16 protein-coding genes and 1 pseudogene are annotated in these 21148 nt (G+C 53.8%); 9 read left to right on the top strand and 8 right to left on the bottom strand.

Features of this window, described 5'->3' with window-relative positions; genetic code table 11:
* Both BT116_RS13160 and BT116_RS13155 read right to left on the bottom strand, forming a co-directional pair.
* A complete protein-coding gene (locus BT116_RS13160; RefSeq protein ID WP_072344247.1) occupies positions 1 to 1197 on the bottom strand; it encodes a CBASS cGAMP synthase in 1197 nt (398 codons plus the stop codon).
* Positions 1191 to 2201 (bottom strand): CBASS cGAMP-activated phospholipase, encoded by a 1011-nt coding sequence (locus tag BT116_RS13155; protein ID WP_072344244.1) that lies wholly within the window; start codon positions 2199 to 2201, stop codon positions 1191 to 1193. Before BT116_RS13155 ends, BT116_RS13160 begins: the two co-directional genes overlap by 7 nt.
* 250 nt (positions 2202 to 2451) lie before the next feature.
* Here BT116_RS13155 and BT116_RS13150 point away from each other — a divergent pair, with 250 nt between their 5' ends.
* Complete coding sequence (locus BT116_RS13150) at positions 2452 to 3153, top strand: response regulator transcription factor (protein ID WP_072344241.1); 702 nt, start codon at positions 2452 to 2454, stop codon at positions 3151 to 3153.
* Positions 3141 to 5255: a sensor histidine kinase gene (locus BT116_RS13145; RefSeq protein ID WP_072344238.1), complete on the top strand. Its 2115-nt coding sequence runs from the start codon at positions 3141 to 3143 to the stop codon at positions 5253 to 5255. The genes BT116_RS13150 and BT116_RS13145 overlap by 13 nt, the downstream gene beginning before the upstream one ends.
* A gap of 394 nt (positions 5256 to 5649) precedes the next feature.
* Here BT116_RS13145 and BT116_RS13140 read toward each other — a convergent pair whose 3' ends face one another.
* The 6 genes from BT116_RS13140 to BT116_RS13115 form a co-directional block, all read right to left on the bottom strand.
* A complete protein-coding gene (locus BT116_RS13140) occupies positions 5650 to 6846 on the bottom strand; it encodes a hypothetical protein (RefSeq protein WP_256572563.1) in 1197 nt (398 codons plus the stop codon).
* Between the two features lie 775 nt (positions 6847 to 7621).
* Entirely contained in the window at positions 7622 to 8947 is a 1326-nt protein-coding gene (locus BT116_RS13135) for a tyrosine-type recombinase/integrase (RefSeq protein WP_072344232.1), read from the bottom strand.
* A gap of 33 nt (positions 8948 to 8980) precedes the next feature.
* Positions 8981 to 10048 (bottom strand): hypothetical protein, encoded by a 1068-nt coding sequence (locus tag BT116_RS13130; protein ID WP_072344228.1) that lies wholly within the window; start codon positions 10046 to 10048, stop codon positions 8981 to 8983.
* Positions 10041 to 12263: a tyrosine-type recombinase/integrase gene (locus tag BT116_RS13125; protein ID WP_072344225.1), complete on the bottom strand. Its 2223-nt coding sequence runs from the start codon at positions 12261 to 12263 to the stop codon at positions 10041 to 10043. The genes BT116_RS13130 and BT116_RS13125 overlap by 8 nt, the downstream gene beginning before the upstream one ends.
* Positions 12256 to 14508, bottom strand: coding sequence for a hypothetical protein (locus BT116_RS31050; RefSeq protein WP_072344222.1), 2253 nt, complete (start codon positions 14506 to 14508; stop codon positions 12256 to 12258). Before BT116_RS31050 ends, BT116_RS13125 begins: the two co-directional genes overlap by 8 nt.
* A 56-nt stretch (positions 14509 to 14564) precedes the next feature.
* Positions 14565 to 15431, bottom strand: coding sequence for a deoxynucleotide monophosphate kinase family protein (locus BT116_RS13115; protein ID WP_256572562.1), 867 nt, complete (start codon positions 15429 to 15431; stop codon positions 14565 to 14567).
* A gap of 105 nt (positions 15432 to 15536) precedes the next feature.
* On the opposite strand from BT116_RS13115, the pseudogene BT116_RS13110 reads away from it, so the two are divergent.
* The 7 genes and pseudogenes from BT116_RS13110 to BT116_RS13080 form a co-directional block, all read left to right on the top strand.
* Positions 15537 to 15887: pseudogene (locus BT116_RS13110) on the top strand (dTMP kinase); the annotation flags it as partial.
* Positions 15880 to 16866, top strand: a complete 987-nt coding sequence (locus BT116_RS13105) for a DNA polymerase III subunit delta' (RefSeq protein WP_072344216.1) — start codon at positions 15880 to 15882, stop codon at positions 16864 to 16866. The pseudogene BT116_RS13110 and the gene BT116_RS13105, both read left to right, overlap by 8 nt.
* A gap of 126 nt (positions 16867 to 16992) precedes the next feature.
* The gene (locus BT116_RS13100) at positions 16993 to 17349 is read left to right on the top strand and encodes a PilZ domain-containing protein (RefSeq protein WP_053180946.1); all 357 of its coding nucleotides are present in this window, start codon (positions 16993 to 16995) and stop codon (positions 17347 to 17349) included.
* An 11-nt stretch (positions 17350 to 17360) separates the two neighbouring features.
* Positions 17361 to 18155, top strand: coding sequence for a TatD family hydrolase (locus BT116_RS13095; protein WP_063324921.1), 795 nt, complete (start codon positions 17361 to 17363; stop codon positions 18153 to 18155).
* A gap of 383 nt (positions 18156 to 18538) precedes the next feature.
* A complete protein-coding gene (locus BT116_RS13090; RefSeq protein ID WP_003204240.1) occupies positions 18539 to 19177 on the top strand; it encodes a TetR/AcrR family transcriptional regulator in 639 nt (212 codons plus the stop codon).
* Between the two features lie 153 nt (positions 19178 to 19330).
* Positions 19331 to 20299: a GTP 3',8-cyclase MoaA gene (locus BT116_RS13085; RefSeq protein ID WP_072344211.1), complete on the top strand. Its 969-nt coding sequence runs from the start codon at positions 19331 to 19333 to the stop codon at positions 20297 to 20299.
* Between the two features lie 230 nt (positions 20300 to 20529).
* On the top strand, positions 20530 to 21135 hold the full coding sequence (locus tag BT116_RS13080; RefSeq protein ID WP_063324923.1) for a DUF4823 domain-containing protein: 606 nt from the start codon (positions 20530 to 20532) through the stop codon (positions 21133 to 21135).
* The last annotated feature ends 13 nt before the right edge of the window (positions 21136 to 21148 follow it).

Raw genomic sequence — 21148 nt, 5'->3', positions numbered from 1 at the left:
TCAACCTGCTGAGGTGTTCGGAACGCGAGGGGCAGGCACTACGGCAGGTGCGGTTGAACGCACAATTTCCGTGGCGCTTTCAACATCGATCAGGCTGGTGGTCGCCGGGACTCGGTTGCCAAGCTGACCCGAGGTGATCTGCAACGCCTGATGCTTTTGATACTCCTGACAGCCCCTGGCTCTTTTGAGCGCCAATGCCAGGTCTTCGGCTTTACTCGAAGCGTGTTCACGCTCGTCCAGTTTCAAGCGATTGAAGTCCTCTGCGCCGTCATCAATGCCTGGCTCGCGAATCTCGGTATTGAGTGCGATGGACAGCGCGTTGGCAGCATTCTCGAAAGCGATATCGTCACGACCTCGCTTACCTTCGAAGTTTTGGGCAATCGCGATCATCAAGGAAATGGACGTCGGCCCACCAGATTTCCAGTGAAAGTCCCGCCACGCTTTGGCGTACCGGCACACGCGAAGGAGTTGATTGCCCAGATCGCCAAAACGCGCGACTTGGTCTCTGATCCACTTTGCGACATCCTCAGGGTCGGAAGCCCTCCACCGGCCAGACCGGGAAGCCAGCATAATGGTGTCAAGGTCGTCCCATGTTTGAGCTTTGGCCTTCGCCAATATCTCGTAAGCTTCATTGGAACTCACGCTGTCCATGACTGTTGCGCGCCGTTCGTTGTTGAGTACGACTGTGCGTTCAACAACCTTGTTGAACTCCTCGATCGGAGCGGCGTACAGCGGGATGTCAATGTGGGCCCACGAGGCGACATCTATCCGGATGCAGGTGTCCTTGGCATCGGCGCCCATAATCAGCTTCCAGCCTTCCTGAACACAAAGCACCTGGAGGAGTGTTTCAACCAGGTCGAAGTACTTTTTGGCCATAGCAGCCGGCGGGCCGTTTTCCTGCCACACATCGACAGGCAGGTAGACACCATAGTCGAGGTCAGTTTCCTGTTTGTCAGGGTGCGCCGGTTGGATGCAAGTTTTATAGGCCCAGGAACCTTGCGTCCTGAATCGAGGCTCCACACGCTTTTCCATGCCCAAAACAGCGACGGTCGCATCGGCAATGGCGGGCTTCAAGTACTCGCGAATTTTCGTCCGACACTGGGTAAGAAAGTCACGCTGCTCGTCCGTGGGGGCGATGTTGTCGCTGAAAACGATGTCGTCAGCGGAAGAAAAAAAGAGCTTGGTGAGGTTCAGCATGTTTCAGACTCCTGACGTGTCGCATTGTTGCCGTAGTAAAATTTTACGGGGCGAGCTTTGTACGCAACGAACTCCATGAAGTCCGCTTTTCCAAGACAGGTCTTCGCTTTCTCAAGGCCAGAGCCTATAAGCACTTCCTGCGCATGAATGTCTGCTTTGTCCAGGGCGACAGCCTTGGAGCGATCGTCCGTCAGGTCTTCGTCAACATGCATGTAGCGTGAGCCGAGCTTGTGCTGGAGCATGAAGTCGCAGAGCGATTCTTGAACGGAAATTGACAAACCGAACAACCGTTGCGCCGCTTTCAGGGGATTACCTCCACCCCAGTCCATGGCGCCGCCTTCACGATTGTTTTTTGGGTTCACCGTGAACTTGGATGACATCGTCCCAATAGACAGCAGGTGAATGTCCGAGCTGGCCACGTCGAAAAACGTTTCTGCTTCGTGGAGCGCGAGTAGACCCGGGGCGTTGGCGAACAACCCGCCATCGACGTATTGGTTATGTTGGAACTGGTGGCGTGGAAAGTAGGTTGGGGCAGCACTCGTGGCGAGGGCTATGTCCACCATCGCGTGTTGATGGTCACGGCGAAAGCTTTCATGGTGCGGGGTTTTGAACAGCACCGGTTTGCCAGTCGAGTAGTTGATTGATGGGATGACGACCGGGTGAAGGCAATCCCCCAGAAGTTTTTCGCCCAGCATTTCGGGTTCTGAGATTTGTTTTTTGAGCTCGTCACTGCTGAACGTGGACTTGAAGATGGGCATGCTCGTTCGGGGATTGAAGATCGCCTCCCCATGCTTTTTAAAGAGGTCTACGATTGCTTGGGCAGGAATCTCTGATGCGATCGCGAGCGCCAGGATGCCACCTATGGATGTTCCGGCAATGAGGTCGAAATGGCGAGCAATGGGGCCACCGATCTCGCGCTCTATTTCTGCCAAGATGGTGGCCGTGTACAGCCCTCTGTAGCCCCCGCCTGATAGTGCCAAAATCTGAAAGCGATTTGTTGACATGAATACGATCCTCCGGCACTACAGGATGAGTGCGATTAACGAGTAAGTTAGCGGCGGAGGCATGAGTAAAAAAGGCGGGTGTGGGATGGCTTTGTTACGTTACGCTTTCGTGAATACACTAACGTTTAGTTTGAAAATTGATCGTGAAGATCTCTTTCGCTTCGTGAGTATTTGCTCACGTGCGCCATCTTGACTTCTGTGAGATTATCGGTGGAAGTCGATTTGCTTTGATTTGTCCGAGGTTTGTCACATGTATAAGATAGCCATTATTGAAGACTCAAAGGCCGTAAATAATGCTCTTGCAGAATTCTGTCGTCAGCTCGACCAGTCAGCAGAAGTTGATCAGTTCTTTGATAGGGCGTCGGCCGAAACGGGCATCAAACAGAATGATTATTCTTTGATAGTGGTGGATATTGAACTACCGCCAGAAAAAAATGCTGGTATAGGACTTATAAACGTTAACTCCCAGTATCACAAAAGCCCTGTCATCGTTGTCTCCGGTTTAGATTCTTCAGTTTATCGTTCTATCATGTACCAACTCGATATTTGGGATTTTCTTGAGAAACCCATTGCACCTGATGGCCAAATGTTTTTAGCTGCCGCAATGCGAGTGTTAAGGGACACACGAAACTCGCAAGGAGCGCAAAGCGCGCAGGGTCAGCAAGCAGAGTCTGAAGAAGACTTGTTCGTAGACCATGAGACGGGGAAAGCGAGTTTTAAAGGAAAGCCTTTGAATATTCCTCATACGGCTAAAATAATATTGCAGAAAGTGTACAAGAATAAAGGTGGACTTGTTGCGTACGAAGAGCTGTTTGAATTGGTGAAAAGCGGTAAGAATAACGATGCCATCCGCCAACATGTGAAAACCATTCGCGATGCGTTGAAGGAGGTTGGTGCGTCCGAGGGGCACGTTGAAGTCATCAGAATGAAGGGGGTTCGGTGGCAGGATTAAATCTCAGCAAGCTTAAAAATAATATCAGCAAGGCCTCGATCAGAATTTATATTGTTGGTGTGCTGGTAGCGGTTTTTGTTGTTGTATTAGTCGGCACGATTGTTGCTCTTCGTTTGAGTTTTGGGTCTGTTGCGCAGCAGTACGAATCAAGTGTAAAGCGTAATTTGCAGCGTGTAGCCTATGAGTTTGACTCACTGGATGGCCGGATCAATCTTAGTAATTCTGAGGCGCCCAAGCCAGATAACACCGGTATCCCTTTTTATAGAATTCCACTGGAATATCTCAGTGTCATGCCTGGGCATGCCGAGGATGTAAAACCTCTGTTGGGATGCAGCTTTGCTGGCATCAATGCGCCTCAGAATAGAGTCTGCGCAGGGGTGTTGGAAAATAAAGCGCTCGGTGCAATTGCCTACGTGAGGGGTGGGTTCGATAAATTCGGTGATTTGGTTTCGCCTCGTTATATCGATGATCCGAGGACGGGAGACTACTTTCTGGTTACGGTGTCTGCGCGCGGTGTCGCTAGCCAATTCATCGTCACCTTCGACGCCATTAAGAGGGTTGGCAACTCCATGGCCCCGTACTTGTCTCCCGCTTGGAGCTTAACTGGATTCAAAATAGGCTCGGCAACAGGCCGGGCTTATTCAAGAGAGCCACAGATCAAAGGGCGTGCTTTGAAGGTCAGCAGCCAAGGTGCAAGCAATAGATTTGAATTCATATTTCAGCTGCCAGTTTATGCGTTTGCGGACGATGCCTTCAAAGCAAATCAGCCGGATGGGCAAACCGCCGCTTGGCCGCCGGAAGACCTTTCTGAAGCCCGGATAGACGTTAAATTAATCGGTAATGATGCGACAGGTGAAGGTAGTATCGTTATGGATACGACCCTGTCGGAGCCAAATACCGTTTTTTCGTTTGAAAGAATGGGTAACTATTTAACCCCCGGAGAAATTTTAGTATTTACCCCCGTTAACTCGAATACGCAGATTAGTGTTAGGCACGCAGCAAGCGAGAACAAGGGGGCGGCAAGGGTTTTTTCATTTAATGTCGTTGATCGGTTAACCGATTTTTTTATTAAGATTATTGTTCCTGCGACAAAAATTGATGAGTTGGCGAGACTTCCGGATGGAAGCATGGTTGCCATTCGGGGTGATGCTTCGAGTGTATTGGGTGGATGGCGAATTGCCGCGCAATCCATCATCATGCTTTCCTCTCTTCTGATTGTCCTATTGTTCATATCCTACGTGATTCTGCGTGTTTTCGTGCTGACACCACTTTACAGGGTTCGGCGCAACACGTTGCATATGAAAGAACGGTTCAATGTTCTTCATGAATACAAGCTGCCATTTGCAATAAAAGAAAGTCAGAGCGAGGTGGGCGTTCTTTGGCGGAACATCTCAGAGCTTCATGAGGCGCTCATGGCTTATGGTCGTAGTGCTCTAGAGCGTTCTAAAAGGGAACATCACTTTCTACGTGCGATAGGTCATGAAATCAGATCTCCCTTGCAGGATTTAATGCTTCGTCATAATGACGTTAGTGATCCTAGTACACGCTATGTACGGAGGATTTCTTTCGCAGTTAAGTATTTATACGGGGCCTCCTTAGGGCAGGAGGCTTCTGATAATTTCATCTTTAAAAACCCTCAAGAGGCAATGAATTCGTTGTCTGGGGACATTACTAAGGAAAATATAACGGAATATTTGATGAACGCCGCCGAATCGGCAATGGCGGGCATCCGATATGTTGGAAGCGACTCTGCCCTTTATGTGATGGTTGACGCTGACATGCTGGAGTCGGTGCTGACGGCGATCATCAATAACGCCAAGGATTTTCGAGCGCTTGATACCGACATCATCGTCGATGGCTACTTAGAGCAGGGGGACGCCGTTATCACCATAAAAAATAATGGGCCTCATATCGCGAATGACCCTATCGAAGAAATTTTTGAATATGGTGTCTCTGTGCGAGACGGCGTAGAGGAGGGCGAACATCTTGGACAGGGGCTGTATATGGCGAAGACCTTTGTTTCACGTCTGAGTGGTAGCCTGACTGCCCGCAACTTGGGTGATGGTGTCTGCTTCGAAATCAGACTTCCATGCGTGGGTTAGGCGGTCAAATTTCAGCTGATTGACCGATTAATGCCATAGCCGGCCCGTTCGGGCCGGCTGGACAAAATGTTGAGGTTGGGACTGGCCAGCGAGCAGCGCCGATATCACCTCAATACCTTTGTTACTTTATTTCAATGGGACATCTTGTCACCGACATCAGCGGCGTTTATCCAGTCACCATGGTTTCTAGGCGTACCATCAATACCCTAGAACCAATCGCCAAGACCGCAAGGGGAAGGGTATGGAAAAGCGGAAGCAGCTTTTAGTCAGCGGCGGTGTTACTGACGAAACTCAATCACTCCAACGCTGCCATGATGGGAAACGGTGGAGTGAGTCTCACGACTGTTCACCAGCTTTGCGAGATCGCGTAAGCCTGATGAACACTCGCGATCAATCATAGAACCTTGGTGATCTGTGCTTTGAGTACCATGTTCAAACTCAGCCGACGTTTGGTAAAAGTCTTGTATCGACCTTCTCGCTGCGCCGCCGCCGGAGGGGTGGTAGATGTTTTCCACATGCCGAGCACCACCACCTCGTCCCCATCCTGGATGCCCTTAAACCACTCGGATTGGGGCGACCAGATACTTACCTCTACGCCAATTCCATTCACAGGGTTTTCGGGATCCGGCCGGAATTTGCTCATCTGCAGGTTTATTACGTTTTTGCTGGTGTCGCCTTTGAGTCCACAACGAACGCTACTGACTTGGCCGTGGATGGCAATGGGGTGCTGCACGGTGTTCTGCGAAACGGCATGAAAGCCTGACATGTGCTGTTCCGATTCGAAGTAGAACTGATTCCAGGCTACCTTCACATTGCCTTCAAAGACCAGTTCCAGATGCTGCTCGATATCCTGGTTGCTTGCGCAGAGCGTTCGGAGCTTCAAGGCTCGATTGGCCGAGTTGATATAAGCGGGCAACAGCCCAGGATTGGAGGTATAAATCCTGCCCGTCTTTGCCCTGTCCCCTCCGTCCGGATTCTTCGGCGCGCCTGTTCCCTCCAGGGCCTCTTTAATCATTACCAGTCGCATCCGGTATTTGTCCTGCTGGATGCTCTCGATCAACCCCTCAGATGTCTTCGCGATCTTATTGATCTCTTCATCTACACCGAAAGGGCAGTTTGCGGCGTGTGCGCCTTTGGGCAACAACCGGAAATACCCCTGCACGAAGACCGACTTGTCGTGCATCTCCCTGGTGTGCGGAGGATTATGGGTGACATGTGTGCCGCAATGCTTGCATTGCAACGGCTCGGCGCCAAGGCCTTTTTGGTAGGTGTCGGCTTCCCACTCTTGCTTGTTCTGATCAAAGGCGGAGCTCATCTTGATGCCCATGCGCATTCCTTGTTCATTAGAGTTGGGTGCAACCATTTCCTGCGCAGCCGCAATGGATGGAGATGATCGCGGTGATGGGGGAGTCGCGTTGTCCTGAGCGCGCTTGAGGGCTCGTTGGGCGTGGCGAAAATTCTCGTAACCAGATTCCAGAGCGGCAATATCGAGCGCTTCGGAGTGGGAGATTTGATGCAAGCGAGCAATGGACTTTGCCTTGCGCTTGATACCACGGAGCGTAGAGGGGGGGACAACAGGGGTGGTGCTCATGTTTTTCTCCGCCCCTTACCACAACGTCACCCGCCTACGTCGCTTTGGGGCCTGGAAAAATCATGACCTTAGCTTTAAGTTCCTGCGGTAGTGCCGTTTCCAGCTAACACTGACGGGTGAAGTGCGCCTACCCAGCGCACACAGAATCTATCAAGCCGATTCGATAAGCGCAAGTATCCAGAAAGACCGTCTTTGAGTATCTATTACGAGCGTTACAGCGTGGCAGAGACAGATTATTTCCTGCACAGGCTTGCAGTCAGGTGGCGAAGAAAGGCTCCAGAGTTAGCTCGCCGATGGAAAGGGCAAAAGCTGTCGTCTGTTGGCGAAAGCGATCACGCCTTTCGCCAGGCAGTGGCGCTTTTACGGGGGGCGCAGGGACTGTTCGAGGGCAATCAACAGCGGGCAGTCGAGTGGTTGAAGCGACAGAATCTTGCACTGTGCAACGTCACACCATCGAGTCGGCTGTCTTGCGTTGCAGGCACTGGGCAGGTCGGGGTGTTAATTTGGAAGATCGAAAATGATGTGTAAGTAAAGGTGTCCCACTTCAATCTTGGATTTGCAACTCAACCAACCGCGCCGCCAGCGCCTTGGCCCGATATCGACTCTGCTTTTGAGTGCTGCGACTACGTGCGTCTGGTGGTATCGGTACACTGCTTTTGGGTGATGTTTCGCTTGTTTCGCATAGCCCGCAGCACGCTGGCAAACGACGATTTAAGCGTCATGGCGTTGTCCTGAAAACGTGGGCATCAACATCCATCAGTCCTCACTGATGGCGTCAGGAGGGATCCTCGGTTTCATCGCCGGCGGCAATGTTTGCCGGCAGACTCAGATGTTTTATGAAACCCGTCACGGTGTATGTGGGTGACTGAATAAGATCCAGCGTGTGCCCCTTGAACACCATCATAATCACGCGTGCCATGTCGACGTAGTACTTGTAGGTTGTCTCGATATCTTCATGTCCCAGTTGGTTAATAATCGCTTGGGCAGTAGCAAGATAAAGAACATCTAGTGATTCCGTTAGCAACCTTTCACCAAACGTACTGATGATGTGCTGGGTCGGCCACCAATGTCTGCTCTGGTAAAACGTCAAGTGAGGTCGAAACTCTTTACCGAGATCCAGCAGCTTCTGCTTTGCATCATTGGTTCGGGATGAAATCATGCTTTCAGTGACAGGTTCGCCCTTCTTGTTCAGGAACAGTATGTCGGGCGGGCAATCGTGGCCGTAACGCTCTTTGTAGCGTTTTTTGCGGTTCGCGTAATGGGGGATGATGTAGTTGTCCTCCAACGCTTTAAGCTCATCCATGTGGATGTTGATGACACGGTCTTTGTTTCCTTTACTTTCGATCACTGTATATTTTGTTGTGGTGACTGTTTTATCCATCTCTGAATAAGGCAATATATGAAGATTACGACCGCTGCCAATGTAAGGGAATTTCACCAGATCCATAGGGCGCATGGCCGTGCCAAGTGCCAGGTTGAAGAGGCACGCATAGACAGGATCAGCATAAGCAGCCAGCAGTAGCTTGATCTCTTCGTGAGTAATCAGAAAGTTAGATTGGCGCTGGCGGCTTTTTTTCTCAAGCACTCGAATATTATCCGCGTCAATTACGGAATGACTTCTGGCTTGAATATAATTCAGCATGCGGCGGCTGCGGAAATTGGCACGCCAAGTTCTCAACTGAACGTTAACGTTGGTAAGGTAACCCCTCATGTTCAACCAGTTGAAAAAAACCATGAGGATTTTTGCATCTTCAAGGGTCGTTTCTAACGAAGGCCCTAGGGACTGCTTGTTCACGCGCTCAGTTTGCCGTTGTACTTGCCACTGGACAATATCCTTGTTGTCGGCAAGCATATGGTATACCCCCAGTTCTTTGCCTTTCATTTTTTCCTGAGTCGACAGGAATCGATAGAACATTGAAATGATCGAGGCATAACGAAGCGAGGTTTTAATTGATTGACGCGTTTTTTGGTAGAGAAAAAGGTTTGGATGGCTGAGAAGAATATTCTGCCCGTTTTGGTGAGCAATCAAAATGCAATGCGTCACATTCGAAGACGTATCAATGCTGTTGTAGCTGATTTTTTTAGTGCTGATACTGAGCATGATACTAAGTCCCTATCTGCATAAGTTGTTTCATCAGTCGCCCTGCTTTATTTTGTAAAAGACGACTTCATCAAAGCCCCATGCAATATTGGGTGTGTCTGCGTTATCGGCGCCTTTAATTTCGGTAGGGGGTAACGGGAATTTTTGATAGATGAATACCCGCTGGGCCTTTTTTTCACTGTCGGAGTTGGAGTAGGGGATATAAAGGCTTCGCTTGAATTTCGGACTCAAAGGTTTGAGAAAGTTTTGGAATTCAATGCGCGAAAAGAGTGGTAGCCGCACAATCAGACTTAATTCGTTTCGCAGGCTGGTGTAGTTGTCGACAAACTTCCGGAATCGAGAAATGTAACGGTCTGCAAATAAGATGAGATGTACATTTGGCGTTCCTTCATACTTGTCCAGCTTGTCGCGAATTTTCCTGATTTCGGACGACTTTGCCATCTCGAATTGTTCCAGGCTCGTCCCGCGTTGGTGAGCCATGCACAAGGTTTCGATGTCCAGATCGAACGCCAATTTGTTCTGAGTAGGAATAGCCAAACCTGAAGTATGAGATGCGCTCATACCCATCGACAAGGCCAGCTTGAGCTCCAGGGCCTGGATCTGTTTAAGCAGCTCTGCGTTATGAAGCGTCTGCTTCTCCAGTGCAATCCTCATCTTGTTGCTCTCAAGCAGGACGAGGTCACCATTCATGAGCGACGTGATATGGGTGCTCAAGGACTTTTCCAGCTCCCTTTCATGATCCTTACGCAGCCTTTCTATCTTTTGCTGATACTTGATCTCGATGTCGTTGACGACCGTCTGGGTCTGGATCTGCACTTTCAGTGCATTGCCATTAACGAGGTCGGCGACATCCCGTTTACCTGCAATATAGGGCTTGAGATCGCCGTAGTACCGATCCAGCGCTTGGCGGCTGATTCCCATACGCTCTGCCACATCTACCAGCTTGAGTTTGGCCGTGCTACCAGAGAGATGGTGATCGACAATGATCTTGATCAGAAGCGCTCGACGCTCATTGCTCGGGCCTTGATCATCGGCAATCGGATTGAGCACCTGCGTATCGTCCGTCGTAGCCAACGCGGGTGGCATGATTGGCTTAGACATGCTGCACCTCAATCATTTGAGAAGCGGAATGGCCAGACGTTTCAAGGTTGTTCAGGTGAACCCGAATCGCTGCAATGCGCCGCTGCAACTCGTATTCCGCCTTCGCGCTCAGCTTGCCTTTGGCTTTCTCCAGCACGCTCACGTAGAACGTTTCGTTGTCCTTCAGCGATTGCCTGGCGGTTTGGAGCACGATGATTTTCCGGCACTCCAGTTGACAATTGTTGGGATCAGGCATGATCAGATCGCCGCTCAGGTTCAGCTCGCGGCCCTTCAGACAGGGAGGCAAGGTATCCCGGGTGAAATGCTCCCCAGACATACAAAAGGTACCCACTGCCGTCCTGCGCACGAAAATGGGTTCCCCCGCTGCGAGCAGGTGCGTGACGTAGCTCAGCAAAGTAACCTTGAGCTGCTTGCCGGCGAACTCATCAGGGCGCTTGAAGATCTGGCTGTAGATACGCCTGGCGGCATCGCCGGAGTGCGCGCCGAGTCTGATGCCCGCCACGATTTCCTGGAATTCCCGGGTGTAACTCTGCTCGATGGCAATCGCCACGGTGCGCACCATCAGCGGATTTCGTGCGATGTAACGTAAGGTCATGGCAAAGCTTTTATGACCAAAGAGCGCGCGGATGATGTCGATGTTCCGCTCATCCCGGTTGATCAAGATCTCGGCAATGGTTTTGCGGAAGCGGTGGCAGTGCAGGCGCTCAATTGGCAGCTCGTTCTTGAGGCTGATGATGACGTAGTTGATCAGTGCAGGAGTGGCTTTTTTGACTTGCTTGTTGGACTTCTGGGCCTGGAACAACCAACCCTGCTTAATAAACGGCTTGATGCTTCGGACATTTTCATACTCACGGATCATGTCGCCCAAAAACTTGGGAATCGGCAGGCGGTCTACCTCCCCGTGGGTAGGGCTTTTCGCAGTTTTCCAGCGAACGATGCGCAGCCAGTATTCACCATTCTCATCTTGGGTCAGATCGCTGAAATTCATCACGGCCAGCTCTGACTTACGAGCACCGGTGATCAACGCGATCATGATGAACATCGCGTTACGAATGCCATCAAGGACGTCCGCGTACGGTTCGATCCAGGTATATGAGTAGTTCAGAGCATCGTATTTGAAGTGCTCCCGGAACCTCGGACGCATGACCTCCTTGCCGTCGACAGTAATGGTCATCAGCGCTTCGAGATCGTGCTGTCGTGTGGTTCGGGTCAGCATCTGGTCGGACAGGAAGGCAACCTTCGTCTCTACCAGGTAGTCCTTAAGCGCCTTGAGCTTAGGCATGACACCTTCAAGCCAGAACATCGAGTAGTCCATCAGGACTTCCAGGTCTTCTTCCGAAAAGCTCACCCAGCCTTCCAGGCTGCCCTGGAATCGCAATCTCACCGCTTCCCGGCGACGCTCTGGGGTATCAATGTCCTCAAGCCTGATGTCCAGGCGCAGTTCCTGGGGAATCAGTTTGTGCTCGGACAAGCTGATCCAGAACTTCACCAGCTTGAACAGGGTGAAAAGCTGATGCTTGAGCCCTGTATTCGCCGCATCTTCAAACGCCTTGAGCAGCATAGGCACCGAAATCATCCGAATGTGTTCAGGCTTGGCCGTCAGCTTGTTCGGCTCGAAGATGTGCTGTTCCAGCAACTTGTACTCGTTGCCCCACGCTTTGGTCGTCGAATAGGCGCGGATATAGCTGAACGGAGAGAATTCAGGAATGACGTGGTAGATCAACGCCCGCTTTAGCGTATTCGAGCCCTCAAGCGTGCGGTCGAAGTGAACGTTATTGGGAAAGGCATGTTTACCGTGTTTCAGGTACCAGGTGACGTCGTTGTAACCGGAGCGCTCACCGACCGGAAAGTCCCCGTTGGTCAACTCAAGCTTCTTCACAAGCGTGACGGAAGGCTCAGCGACCTCAGCCTCGAACTCTTCGTTCAGTGCTTCCACTTCCTCAATTTCAGACTCCGCCCCGTCCTCCTCCAGGTCTTGGAGTAACCGCTCCTCGTCGGTTAGCTCATTGTCGTCCCTATCGTCCTTATCATCGTTGTCGTCGATAGCAGATCTGTCAGCGCGGTCATCCTGCTCAACCTCGGCAACTGACGTTGGGGCTTTTGCCTCGTCGGTAGCGTTTGGCTCGTCGATGGCGAGTTGATCTTTGACGGCCTGAAATTCTTCGGCGACCTGATGTTTTTCGCGGCCTGGCGAGGTGTTGTTGTGATTAGACATTGTAGTCCTCGCTTTCGAAGATGATTTCCAGGATGTCCAGGTCGCGCGGCAGCAGCGGAGACTGGTAACGACGGTAGCGGCTGGCCGCCTCAATCTCATCTTCGTCCCCCCACTCATCGAGGATGAACCTCAACACCTCGCGCTCTTTGGCCAACCGCGACCTGAAGCCGGACTCGGACGCGTCTTCCAAAAGCTCGTCCAGATGCGATTCACGTTCCATCAGGTACGGTAGGGAGTCTTCGAAGATCCGCAGCTGGCTGCAGAAGATGCATTCCTTCATCGAGTAGCACTTGCGACCGGTGCTCGTGATGATTTCGGAACCCGCCCAATCCGGTTTTTTCTGGTCGGCGCACCCCCATAGCGCTTTTTCCTTGCCGGGGATGTGGAACACTTTGAGTTTCGCCGAGGCGTCAGCCTGCGCTTTCTTGCCCAGCAAACCTTTGAACTGGCGAGTGCGCAGAAGATTGAGAACGTCCTCCAGCGCCGATCGCAGGCGACTCAGGCGCTCCTGGTGAGCCGCGCTGGAGTTATCGTAAAAGATGTCCGTGGTGTCACGATCCGCGTGTCCCATCGTCATCGAGAGCAACGCCATCGGGTTGTTTTTCTTCTTATAAAGAAGCCAGGTGGGGCGTAGGCGGCGCGTCAGCTCCTTGGCCACAGACAGGCGGTTTCCATTATCGATAACCTCGTATTGCCTCAGAAAAAACTGAACACCTACCCGGAATGTCTTTGGGTGTGCAATCGAGGTGTGGCGAGCGCTTTTTTTCCACTCGGCCCAGGGGCGGATGCACAGGAAGAGCGGGTTCAAACGGTCTTCGGAGGACAGCGCCGGAATGTGGTCAAAATCGTAGGGCGCGAGCGGCTTGGATAGTTCTCGGGCCAGCAGAATGAGGTTATAGAAGCTGTTCGGTTGGTCGTCGCGCGTGGGCATGTTAATGCGCTTGGGGGTCTCGAACGGCTTGCCAGCGCCCTGCGAGCGGTTTTTCTCCGACCACACCACCTTGATCGCCGCTTCAATGGTTCCGGTCAACACATGCTCGAAATTATCTTGGTCGATCGCGAGTGCGGTCTCTTTGTTCCAGCCCGATTGGAACATCATGAACAGCAGAATCGCCGTCATGTCCAAAGTGTCGGGGTAGTAGAGCGAAAACAACTCGTCCAGTTGAAGCAGCCTCTCCGTCGTGCGGCTTCGGTTTGCCGTCGTAACACGGTGAAGGATCATCTTGATGACGTCATCGCAGTCGTCTGGAATGACCGTCACGTGAGGTTGGCGATAGTTATCGTAAAGGTCGTCCATGGTGTACTTGAACGGGAAACCATGCGTGATGAACGTTTTGATCGCCCGCGCGTAGTCCATATCCCAGTTCGTGAAGCCACCTGTCTTGAAAGGATCGTATCCCCCATCAAAGGCGTAGTTGCCGATGTCGCGCTTGTAGATTTGGTTGAATTTGCTGACGCAGTCTTCGTCCTGATGGAGTGCCCGGATTTCCTCGTCGTCGCACTGACTGAAACGTGTGGCATACGTCAATCGTTTAGGTTTCGTTCGTTGAGTCTTTACGTAGGTCTGCCACTGAAGCAGTCTTTCCTTGGTAGGTGCTGGGCGTACAGCTTCCATAACTTCGGCTGCTGTGTACGGCTCTGCATTGTCTACGACATCCCGGAATGTCAGTTTCTCTCGCAATTTCGAGATGTGCTCTTCCAAAGCCTTCTGAAATGATTCAAAGCCTTCAGACGTAAGAGGAGGACTTCCATGACCCTTTTCAACCGGGACGACAGGCAAGTTTAGAAGAGGGAGCTTTCCTGTCTCCCTTGCAACCCATATAGCTGCGCCCTTGAATCGTTCAACGATCTCCATTGGGCTACCTACATCACGCACATAGGTGATGAAGGTAATGAAAACCTCCGAGTTGATGTCTGTGTACTTTTTAATATGCAGCGGCTCAGGGTTTCTATCGTTGTGCAGTTTTGCGTAGTCCAGAAAGTGCTCGATGGCTGATCGCACCATGTATCCATTGGAGTGGGCACGTTCAGGGGTGTACGTCTGGAAGATAAAGTCCAGCGACTGGCACAGCGTCGAGTTCGGGTCGTAATACGGGCTCAACATGTAACGGCATGGAATTGAAACGCCATTCGAGGATTCGACCGCGGGGATCGTAGAGTCCGCTGTCTGGGCCTTTGTTGCTGCTGTTGTCTTGTGGGGATTGGGGGCTTCAGTTTGTGGGGCGGCGGTGTTGAAGGCTGTCATCGGTTTTCTTCTTATTCTTATTATTGGTTGGTGTTGGTGCTCGCTTGGTTGAGGCTTTAGCTTGGACTTTGGTCTTGGCTGGCTTGGCTTGTGGTCGCCAAGTGGGCGTGCCATGCGTGTTCAACACAGGCCTTCAAGTCTTCGAGAGACCCGTCATTCACGATGTTGATATCGCCGGCAGCCTGGGCAATGCCATGCTCGGAGGAGTGCGCATTGACCTTTTGCAGGTTTGGGCGCGTGATGTGCCAGATCTTCCCGTGATGTGAACGCAGGAACGCAGCTTCATTTTCAAAGCGGATGTCTTTGAAGATGACGGTCGTGGCGCTCGCAGGGATCTGGCCGCGTGGCTTCAACGGCTCAACAGCACGCTGGGCTCTTCTCGTGTCGTAGTCCGGATACATCGCGTAAGCCAGGCGCTTGATCAGATCGACCGCCTCGGCAGGGGAGAGACCCCAGGTGGCATCCTGGATGACCGCGCTCGCAGGGTTCCAGAGCTGGTCATCTGTGAAATCGAAAAATGCTTTGGTGGCAAAAATAAATGGGGCGTCAGGTTTTTGTTCTGTTTTTGCTTTTTGGTCTGTGGTTGTTTTTGCTTCAGCGGTTGTGGCGTTCACGTGGGAAGCGGGCGGATTGATTTCGCGATCCGCTCTCACAAGCCAATGGTCTGGGTTATGATTGCGCATCCATTCGGTACCCACCGTCTGAAAGAACTCTCTCGGCGACCGGCCCCACAGCTCAATGCTTTTTTCCTTTTGATCGTCGCTCCAAGTCTCTTCGTCCGTCAGGCCGAAAAGCGCTTGGCATCCGACCTTCAAAGGATCGGCCAAAGCGAAGGCTGCCACACCCGGGTAGGCCAGAAGCATTGATGCTACGGTGTCTTTTCCTGACCGTGCCAGGGCGGCCAAGCCGATGATTGATCTCACAGTGGAACTCCTATTTCGCTGGTGAACCCTGGGTTTATTGGGTTTCAGACTGTGTTTACGTTTTATAAAAAGGATTATAACCCTTCTATGTTTACGTTTACAGAAAACCGAAAACAAGATTCGACCTATGCCTACCAGGGCGGCGGCCGGGGCTTGTCCGTGGAGCGCATCGGCGCGTTGGAAACCTTCGTCCAGGGTGACCTGCGGCCAGACCTGACCCTGGTGTTCGACCTGCCGGTGGAAATCGGCCTGGCCCGCGCCAGTGCCCGTGGTCGGCTGGATCGTTTCGAGCTGGAGGGCCAGGCTTTCTTCAATGCCGTGCGCAGTGCCTTCCTGAGTCGCGCCAAGGCCGATCCGGCGCGTTACCTGCTGATCGATGCCGCGCAACCACTGACCCAGGTCCAGCAGTCCCTGGACGGCTTGCTGCCGCGTTTGCTGGAGCGTGTCCGTGGCTGAAGCCTATCCGTGGCAAGACGGCCTCTGGCAGCAACTGGCCGGTCGTGCCCAGCATGCCCATGCCTATCTGCTGCACGGCCCGGCCGGCATTGGCAAGCGGGCACTGGCCGAGCGCCTGATGGCCAGCCTGCTGTGCCAGCGTCCTGGTGTCTCGAACGCCTGCGGCGAGTGCAAGTCCTGCCTGCTGCTCAAGGCGGGCAGCCATCCCGATAATTACGTGCTGGAACCGGAGGAGGCGGACAAGGCGATCAAGGTCGACCAGGTTCGGGATCTGGTCAGCTTCGTGGTCCAGACCTCTCAGATGGGCGGGCGCAAGGTGGTGCTGATCGAACCCGTCGAGTCGATGAACATCAACGCCGCCAACGCCTTGCTTAAAAGTCTCGAAGAACCTTCCGGCGACACCGTGCTGTTGCTGGTCAGCCACCAGCCGAGTCGCTTGCTGCCGACCATCAAGAGTCGCTGCGTGCAACAGGCCTGCCCGCTGCCGAGCGAGGCGATGAGCTTGCAGTGGCTGGCCCAGGCCTTGCCCGACAGCAGCGACGAAGAGCGTGTCGAGTTGCTGACCCTGGCGGCCGGCTCGCCCCTGGCGGCTGTCAGCCTTCAGGCCCAAGGTGTACGGGAGCAGCGGGCCTTGGTGGTGGATGGGGTCAAGAAACTGCTCAAGCAGCAGCAATCCCCCACGCAACTGGCCGAGGGTTGGAACGCGATCCCGTTGCTCTTGCTGTTTGACTGGTTCTGCGACTGGTCGAGCCTGATCCTGCGCTACCAATTGACCGAGGACGAGGCCGGCCTGGGGTTGGCGGACATGCGCAAGGTGATCCAGTACCTGGCGCAAAAAAGCAGCCAAGATAAAATCTTGAACATTCAGGACTGGATTCTTGCCCAACGTCAGAAGGTGCTGGGCAAAGCGAACCTCAATCGGGTGCTGTTGCTCGAGGCGCTGTTGGTGCAGTGGGCGAGTTTGCCTGGTCGAAACTGACAGACACGGCCCAGTGTCCTGTTTCGCGAATACGTTCCTTTTTTTGACGACAACAGACGCCGTCAAAAAGGAACAGTATTTGTGATACAGGACGCTAAACTCAGCTCAATCGCAGCGGAGATCAGCATGAACGAACCTGTCAGTCCCGGGCCACGCAACGGCATCCTGTCCCTGACTATCAAGGACAAATCGGTGCTTTATGCCGCCTACATGCCTTTCATCAAGAACGGCGGCCTGTTCATTCCCACCAACAAGAATTATCGCTTGGGTGATGAAGTGTTCATGCTCTTGAGCCTGATGGATGAATCGGAAAAGATCCCGGTCGCCGGCAAGGTGATCTGGATAACCCCCAAAGGCGCCCAGGGCAACAGGGCCGCTGGCGTTGGTGTGCAATTCAGCGACGGCGACAATTCAGCCCGCAATCAGATCGAAACCCACTTGGCCGGCTCCCTGAAGTCCGACCGTCCCACTCATACGATGTAGCCCGGCCTTTTATGCTTGTAGATTCCCATTGTCACCTTGACCGTCTCGACCTCGCTGCCCATGGCGGCTCCCTGGATGCTGCGCTGGACGCGGCCCGTGAACGGGGTGTCGGTCATTTCCTGTGCATTGGCGTCAGCGCCGACAACGCCGCCGACGTCAAGGCGCTGGCCGAACGTTATGCCGATGTCGATTGCTCGGTCGGTGTTCACCCGCTGGATGTCCAGCCCGACGCCGCGCCGGCGCTCGATTGGCTGTTGCGTGAGCTGGACCATCCACGGGTAGTCGCCATCGGCGAAACCGGCCTGGACTATCACTACGAGCCGGAAGCCGCCGACGTGCAGCAGGCGTCGTTTCGGCTGCACCTGGAGGCCGCCCGGCAAACCGGCAAGCCGGTGATCATCCACACCCGCGGCGCCCGGGCTGACACCCTGGCCTTGCTGCGTGACGCCGCGCTGCCCCAGGCGGGGGTGCTGCATTGCTTCACCGAAGATTGGGACATGGCCAAGGCCGCCCTGGACATGGGCTATTACATTTCCTTGTCCGGGATTGTCACGTTCCGCAATGCCGATGCATTGCGCGACGTTGCCAGCAAAGTGCCGGCTGATCGGCTGCTGGTGGAGACAGACTCGCCTTACCTGGCGCCCATTCCCTATCGTGGCAAGCCGAACCTTCCGCAATACGTACGGGAAGTGGCAGAGTTTCTGGCGATGCTGCGCGGTGAGTCCTACGAGCGGTTTGCCGAGCAGACGACGGAAAATTTTAAGCAGTTGTTTCCACTGGCTCACGTGCGTGTGGCGCAAGCCTGAATTCCATGCAAAAAAAACCCGGGTTCTGGGGGGTGAATCCGGGTTAAGACCATTAGGAGTAAAACAAAGGCACGCGGTCCGTTGGTACCTTCATCAGCGCGTCACTTGGGGGAGATGTCGCGCCGACAGTTCAAGTATTGATCAGTATGCCAACCCGTCCAGTCTGGCCGGGGTGGTTTTTAAACAAATTTGGAATACGCTCGCTTCGGATAAGTTCTCACTGTCGCCAAAGCTCGCAGGCGCGGCGCATTGGCGTGAGAAACGGCGAGCCGGGCGTGTCGGTTTTGTGAAGAACAGTGGCCGAGAACGGATGATCCGTGCATTTTTGCGTAAGTTAGGCATAATACCCGGCTTCGAATTTTGACCCTTCAGACCTTTTTCTTATGCACAAAGAACCCCGTAAGGTCCGTGAGTTTCGCCGCCGCGAGCAGGAAATTCTCGACACCGCGCTCAAGTTGTTCCTCGACCAGGGTGAAGACAGTGTCACCGTCGAGATGATTGCGGATGCCGTGGGTATCGGCAAAGGCACGATTTATAAACATTTCAAATCCAAGGCGGAGATCTACCTGCGCCTGATGCTCGACTACGAGCGCGATTTGAACGAGCTGCTGCATTCGGCCGATGTGGACAAGGACAAGGAGGCCCTGTCCCGGGCCTACTTCGAGTTCCGCATGCGCGACCCGCAGCGCTACCGCTTGTTCGATCGCCTGGAAGAGAAAGTGGTCAAGGGCAACCAGGTGCCGGAGATGGTCGAGGAGCTGCACAAGATCCGCGCCTCGAACTTCGAACGCCTGACTCTGCTGATCAAGGGCCGGATCAGCGAAGGCAAGCTCGAAGACGTGCCGCCTTATTTCCATTACTGCGCTGCCTGGGCGCTGGTGCATGGCGCGGTGGCGCTGTATCACTCGCCGTTCTGGAGCAACGTGCTGGAAGATCAGGAAGGTTTCTTCCAGTTCCTGATGGACATTGGTGTGCGCATGGGCAACAAGCGCAAGCGCGATACCGACGTCCCGAGCAGCTAAGGCCGCACAGGCCAAGACATTCAGCTGTCTTATTGCGCCATGTCCGCTTACATGGCGCAGTGTCCCAGTAATATACTCAGGCTTGGGTCTTGCGAAATCTTGATTTCTAGGTCAATTTTCGCGAGTCCGATTTTTCTCGTGCCGGAGTGACCCATGATCGTTGACCGTCAAGGCAGGCGTTTCCGTAATCTGCGGATAAGCCTGACTTCAGCCTGCAATTACGCCTGTACCTATTGCGTGCCTGACGGCAAGCGGTTGGTGGCTGCGCAGGATGAACTGTCGGCCGAGGCCATGGCGCGTGGCGTGGCCTATTTGATCGAGGCCGCTGGCATCGAGCGGCTGCGCATCACTGGCGGCGAACCGTTGGTCAGCCCCAAGCTCGAGCGTTTCATGATGGCGGTGGGGCAGATGGGCCTGGAAGACATCAGCCTGACCACCAATGGCCAGTTGCTGGCGAAAAAACTGCCCTTGCTGGTAGACGCCGGTATCCGTCGCATCAACGTTTCCCTCGACACCCTGGACCCCGCCGCGTTTCGCAGTATCGCCCGGGGCGGCGATCTGGCGACCGTGCTCGACGGCATGGAACAGGCCCGAGCCGCCGGGATGAAGATCAAGGTCAACATGGTGCCGTTGCGCGGGCAGAACCTGGATCAGGTGATGCCTTTGCTCGAATACTGTCTGGAACGTGGCTATGAGTTGCGTTTCATCGAGTTGATGCGCATGGGGCACCTGGCCAGCGACTCCAATGCCTTCCTGCAACAGTTCGTCAGCCTCCAGCAACTGCTCAGCCTGATCGGTGATCAGTACGAGTACCTGCAAGCCGATGCGCCGGTGGATGCTACCGCGGTGCGCTATGAGATACCGGGGCTGGGGCACTTTGGCGTGATCGCCAACGAAAGCGTGCCTTTCTGCCGTACCTGCTCACGGTTGCGGTTGTCTTCCACGGGTTGGCTGCATGGCTGCCTGTCGTCGAGTAACCGTCACTTCGTCGGCGACCTGCTGGACAAGCCCCGCCACCAGGCATTGCCGGCGCTTCAGCGCTTGTTGGTCAAGGCGTTGGGGGACAAGCAGGAAGTGGCATTCTCCGGCGGCGCGACCATCATGAAAATCATCGGCGGCTGAATAAGGCTTTTGTGGTGAGGGGATTTATCCCCGCTGGGTGCGAAGCGCCCCCAAAGGATAGAAATATTCGACCTGATGCTCCGAGGCGATAGTTCTTGGGGTTGCTGCGCAACCCAGCGGGGATAAATCCCCTCGCCACAGGAACGAATCGTCCCCCCCATCAAGCTGGCGCAAAAGCTGCATCCCACGACCATTCGCCGGTTTTCCGACACCGGTTTTTGGAGGGTAGGATGCGTAGCCTGGTTTTGCTGCTGGCCATTTTGGCGCTTGGTGGCTGCATGAATGTCAGTGACATGGGAGAGGGCGTTCGTTACCACATGAGCGACGCCGGCCTGCTGGACCATAGCGACAGCCGTCGTGTGAACAACCTGCGTATTCAGCCCGACTCGTTCATCTACATCGCCCAGGGCGCCTTCGCTCCGCCAGGCAGCGCTTATCCGCGTCCCAACGTCGTGGCCGAGGAAGCCTTCAATGGCTTCATCGAATATTTCCCCATGGTCCGTCGCGCCCGCGTTCCCGAAGGCCTCGACCAGGCCATGGGCGAGGCCCGTTCCGCTGGCGCCCATTATTTGCTGTACACCCGCTTTGCCAAGGCTGACAACCGCATCGGCAACACGGATGAATGGCAGGATGAAGAAGCCTTGGATCGCTTGGGTGTCGATACCAGCGTGATTCAAATCATGTTGATCGAGACCAGCACCCAGTATTTGATTGATACTGCACGAATCAAGAGTCGTGGCGGTTTACTGACGTTGCACGACAAGCAGCCACAAGACCTCATCGCCACGCCTTTGCGTGAATATGCCCGCAGCCTGCTGGGGATGAGCGACGAATAAATAATCAGGAGTC

The organism is Pseudomonas sp. NFACC16-2 (genome assembly GCF_900119205.1).
Classification (GTDB): Bacteria; Pseudomonadota; Gammaproteobacteria; order Pseudomonadales; family Pseudomonadaceae; genus Aquipseudomonas; species Aquipseudomonas fluorescens_Q.
The sequence above is the reverse complement of the archived record's forward strand: the minus strand, read 5'-3'. Positions and strand labels throughout refer to the sequence as shown.

Excerpts from the sequence above, each read along its gene's own strand:
- BT116_RS13150 (WP_072344241.1), top strand. The coding sequence starts at position 2,452 with ATGTATAAGATAGCCATTATTGAAGACTCAAAGGCCGTAAATAATGCT.
- BT116_RS13155 (WP_072344244.1), bottom strand. The coding sequence starts at position 2,201 with ATGTCAACAAATCGCTTTCAGATTTTGGCACTATCAGGCGGGGGCTAC.
- BT116_RS13095 (WP_063324921.1), top strand. The coding sequence starts at position 17,361 with ATGCTTGTAGATTCCCATTGTCACCTTGACCGTCTCGACCTCGCTGCC.
- BT116_RS13140 (WP_256572563.1), bottom strand. The coding sequence starts at position 6,846 with ATGAGCACCACCCCTGTTGTCCCCCCCTCTACGCTCCGTGGTATCAAG.
- BT116_RS13085 (WP_072344211.1), top strand. The coding sequence starts at position 19,331 with ATGATCGTTGACCGTCAAGGCAGGCGTTTCCGTAATCTGCGGATAAGC.
- BT116_RS13090 (WP_003204240.1), top strand. The coding sequence starts at position 18,539 with ATGCACAAAGAACCCCGTAAGGTCCGTGAGTTTCGCCGCCGCGAGCAG.
- BT116_RS13080 (WP_063324923.1), top strand. The coding sequence starts at position 20,530 with ATGCGTAGCCTGGTTTTGCTGCTGGCCATTTTGGCGCTTGGTGGCTGC.
- BT116_RS31050 (WP_072344222.1), bottom strand. The coding sequence starts at position 14,508 with ATGACAGCCTTCAACACCGCCGCCCCACAAACTGAAGCCCCCAATCCC.
- BT116_RS13130 (WP_072344228.1), bottom strand. The coding sequence starts at position 10,048 with ATGTCTAAGCCAATCATGCCACCCGCGTTGGCTACGACGGACGATACG.
- BT116_RS13160 (WP_072344247.1), bottom strand. The coding sequence starts at position 1,197 with ATGCTGAACCTCACCAAGCTCTTTTTTTCTTCCGCTGACGACATCGTT.
- BT116_RS13125 (WP_072344225.1), bottom strand. The coding sequence starts at position 12,263 with ATGTCTAATCACAACAACACCTCGCCAGGCCGCGAAAAACATCAGGTC.
- BT116_RS13135 (WP_072344232.1), bottom strand. The coding sequence starts at position 8,947 with ATGCTCAGTATCAGCACTAAAAAAATCAGCTACAACAGCATTGATACG.
- BT116_RS13100 (WP_053180946.1), top strand. The coding sequence starts at position 16,993 with ATGAACGAACCTGTCAGTCCCGGGCCACGCAACGGCATCCTGTCCCTG.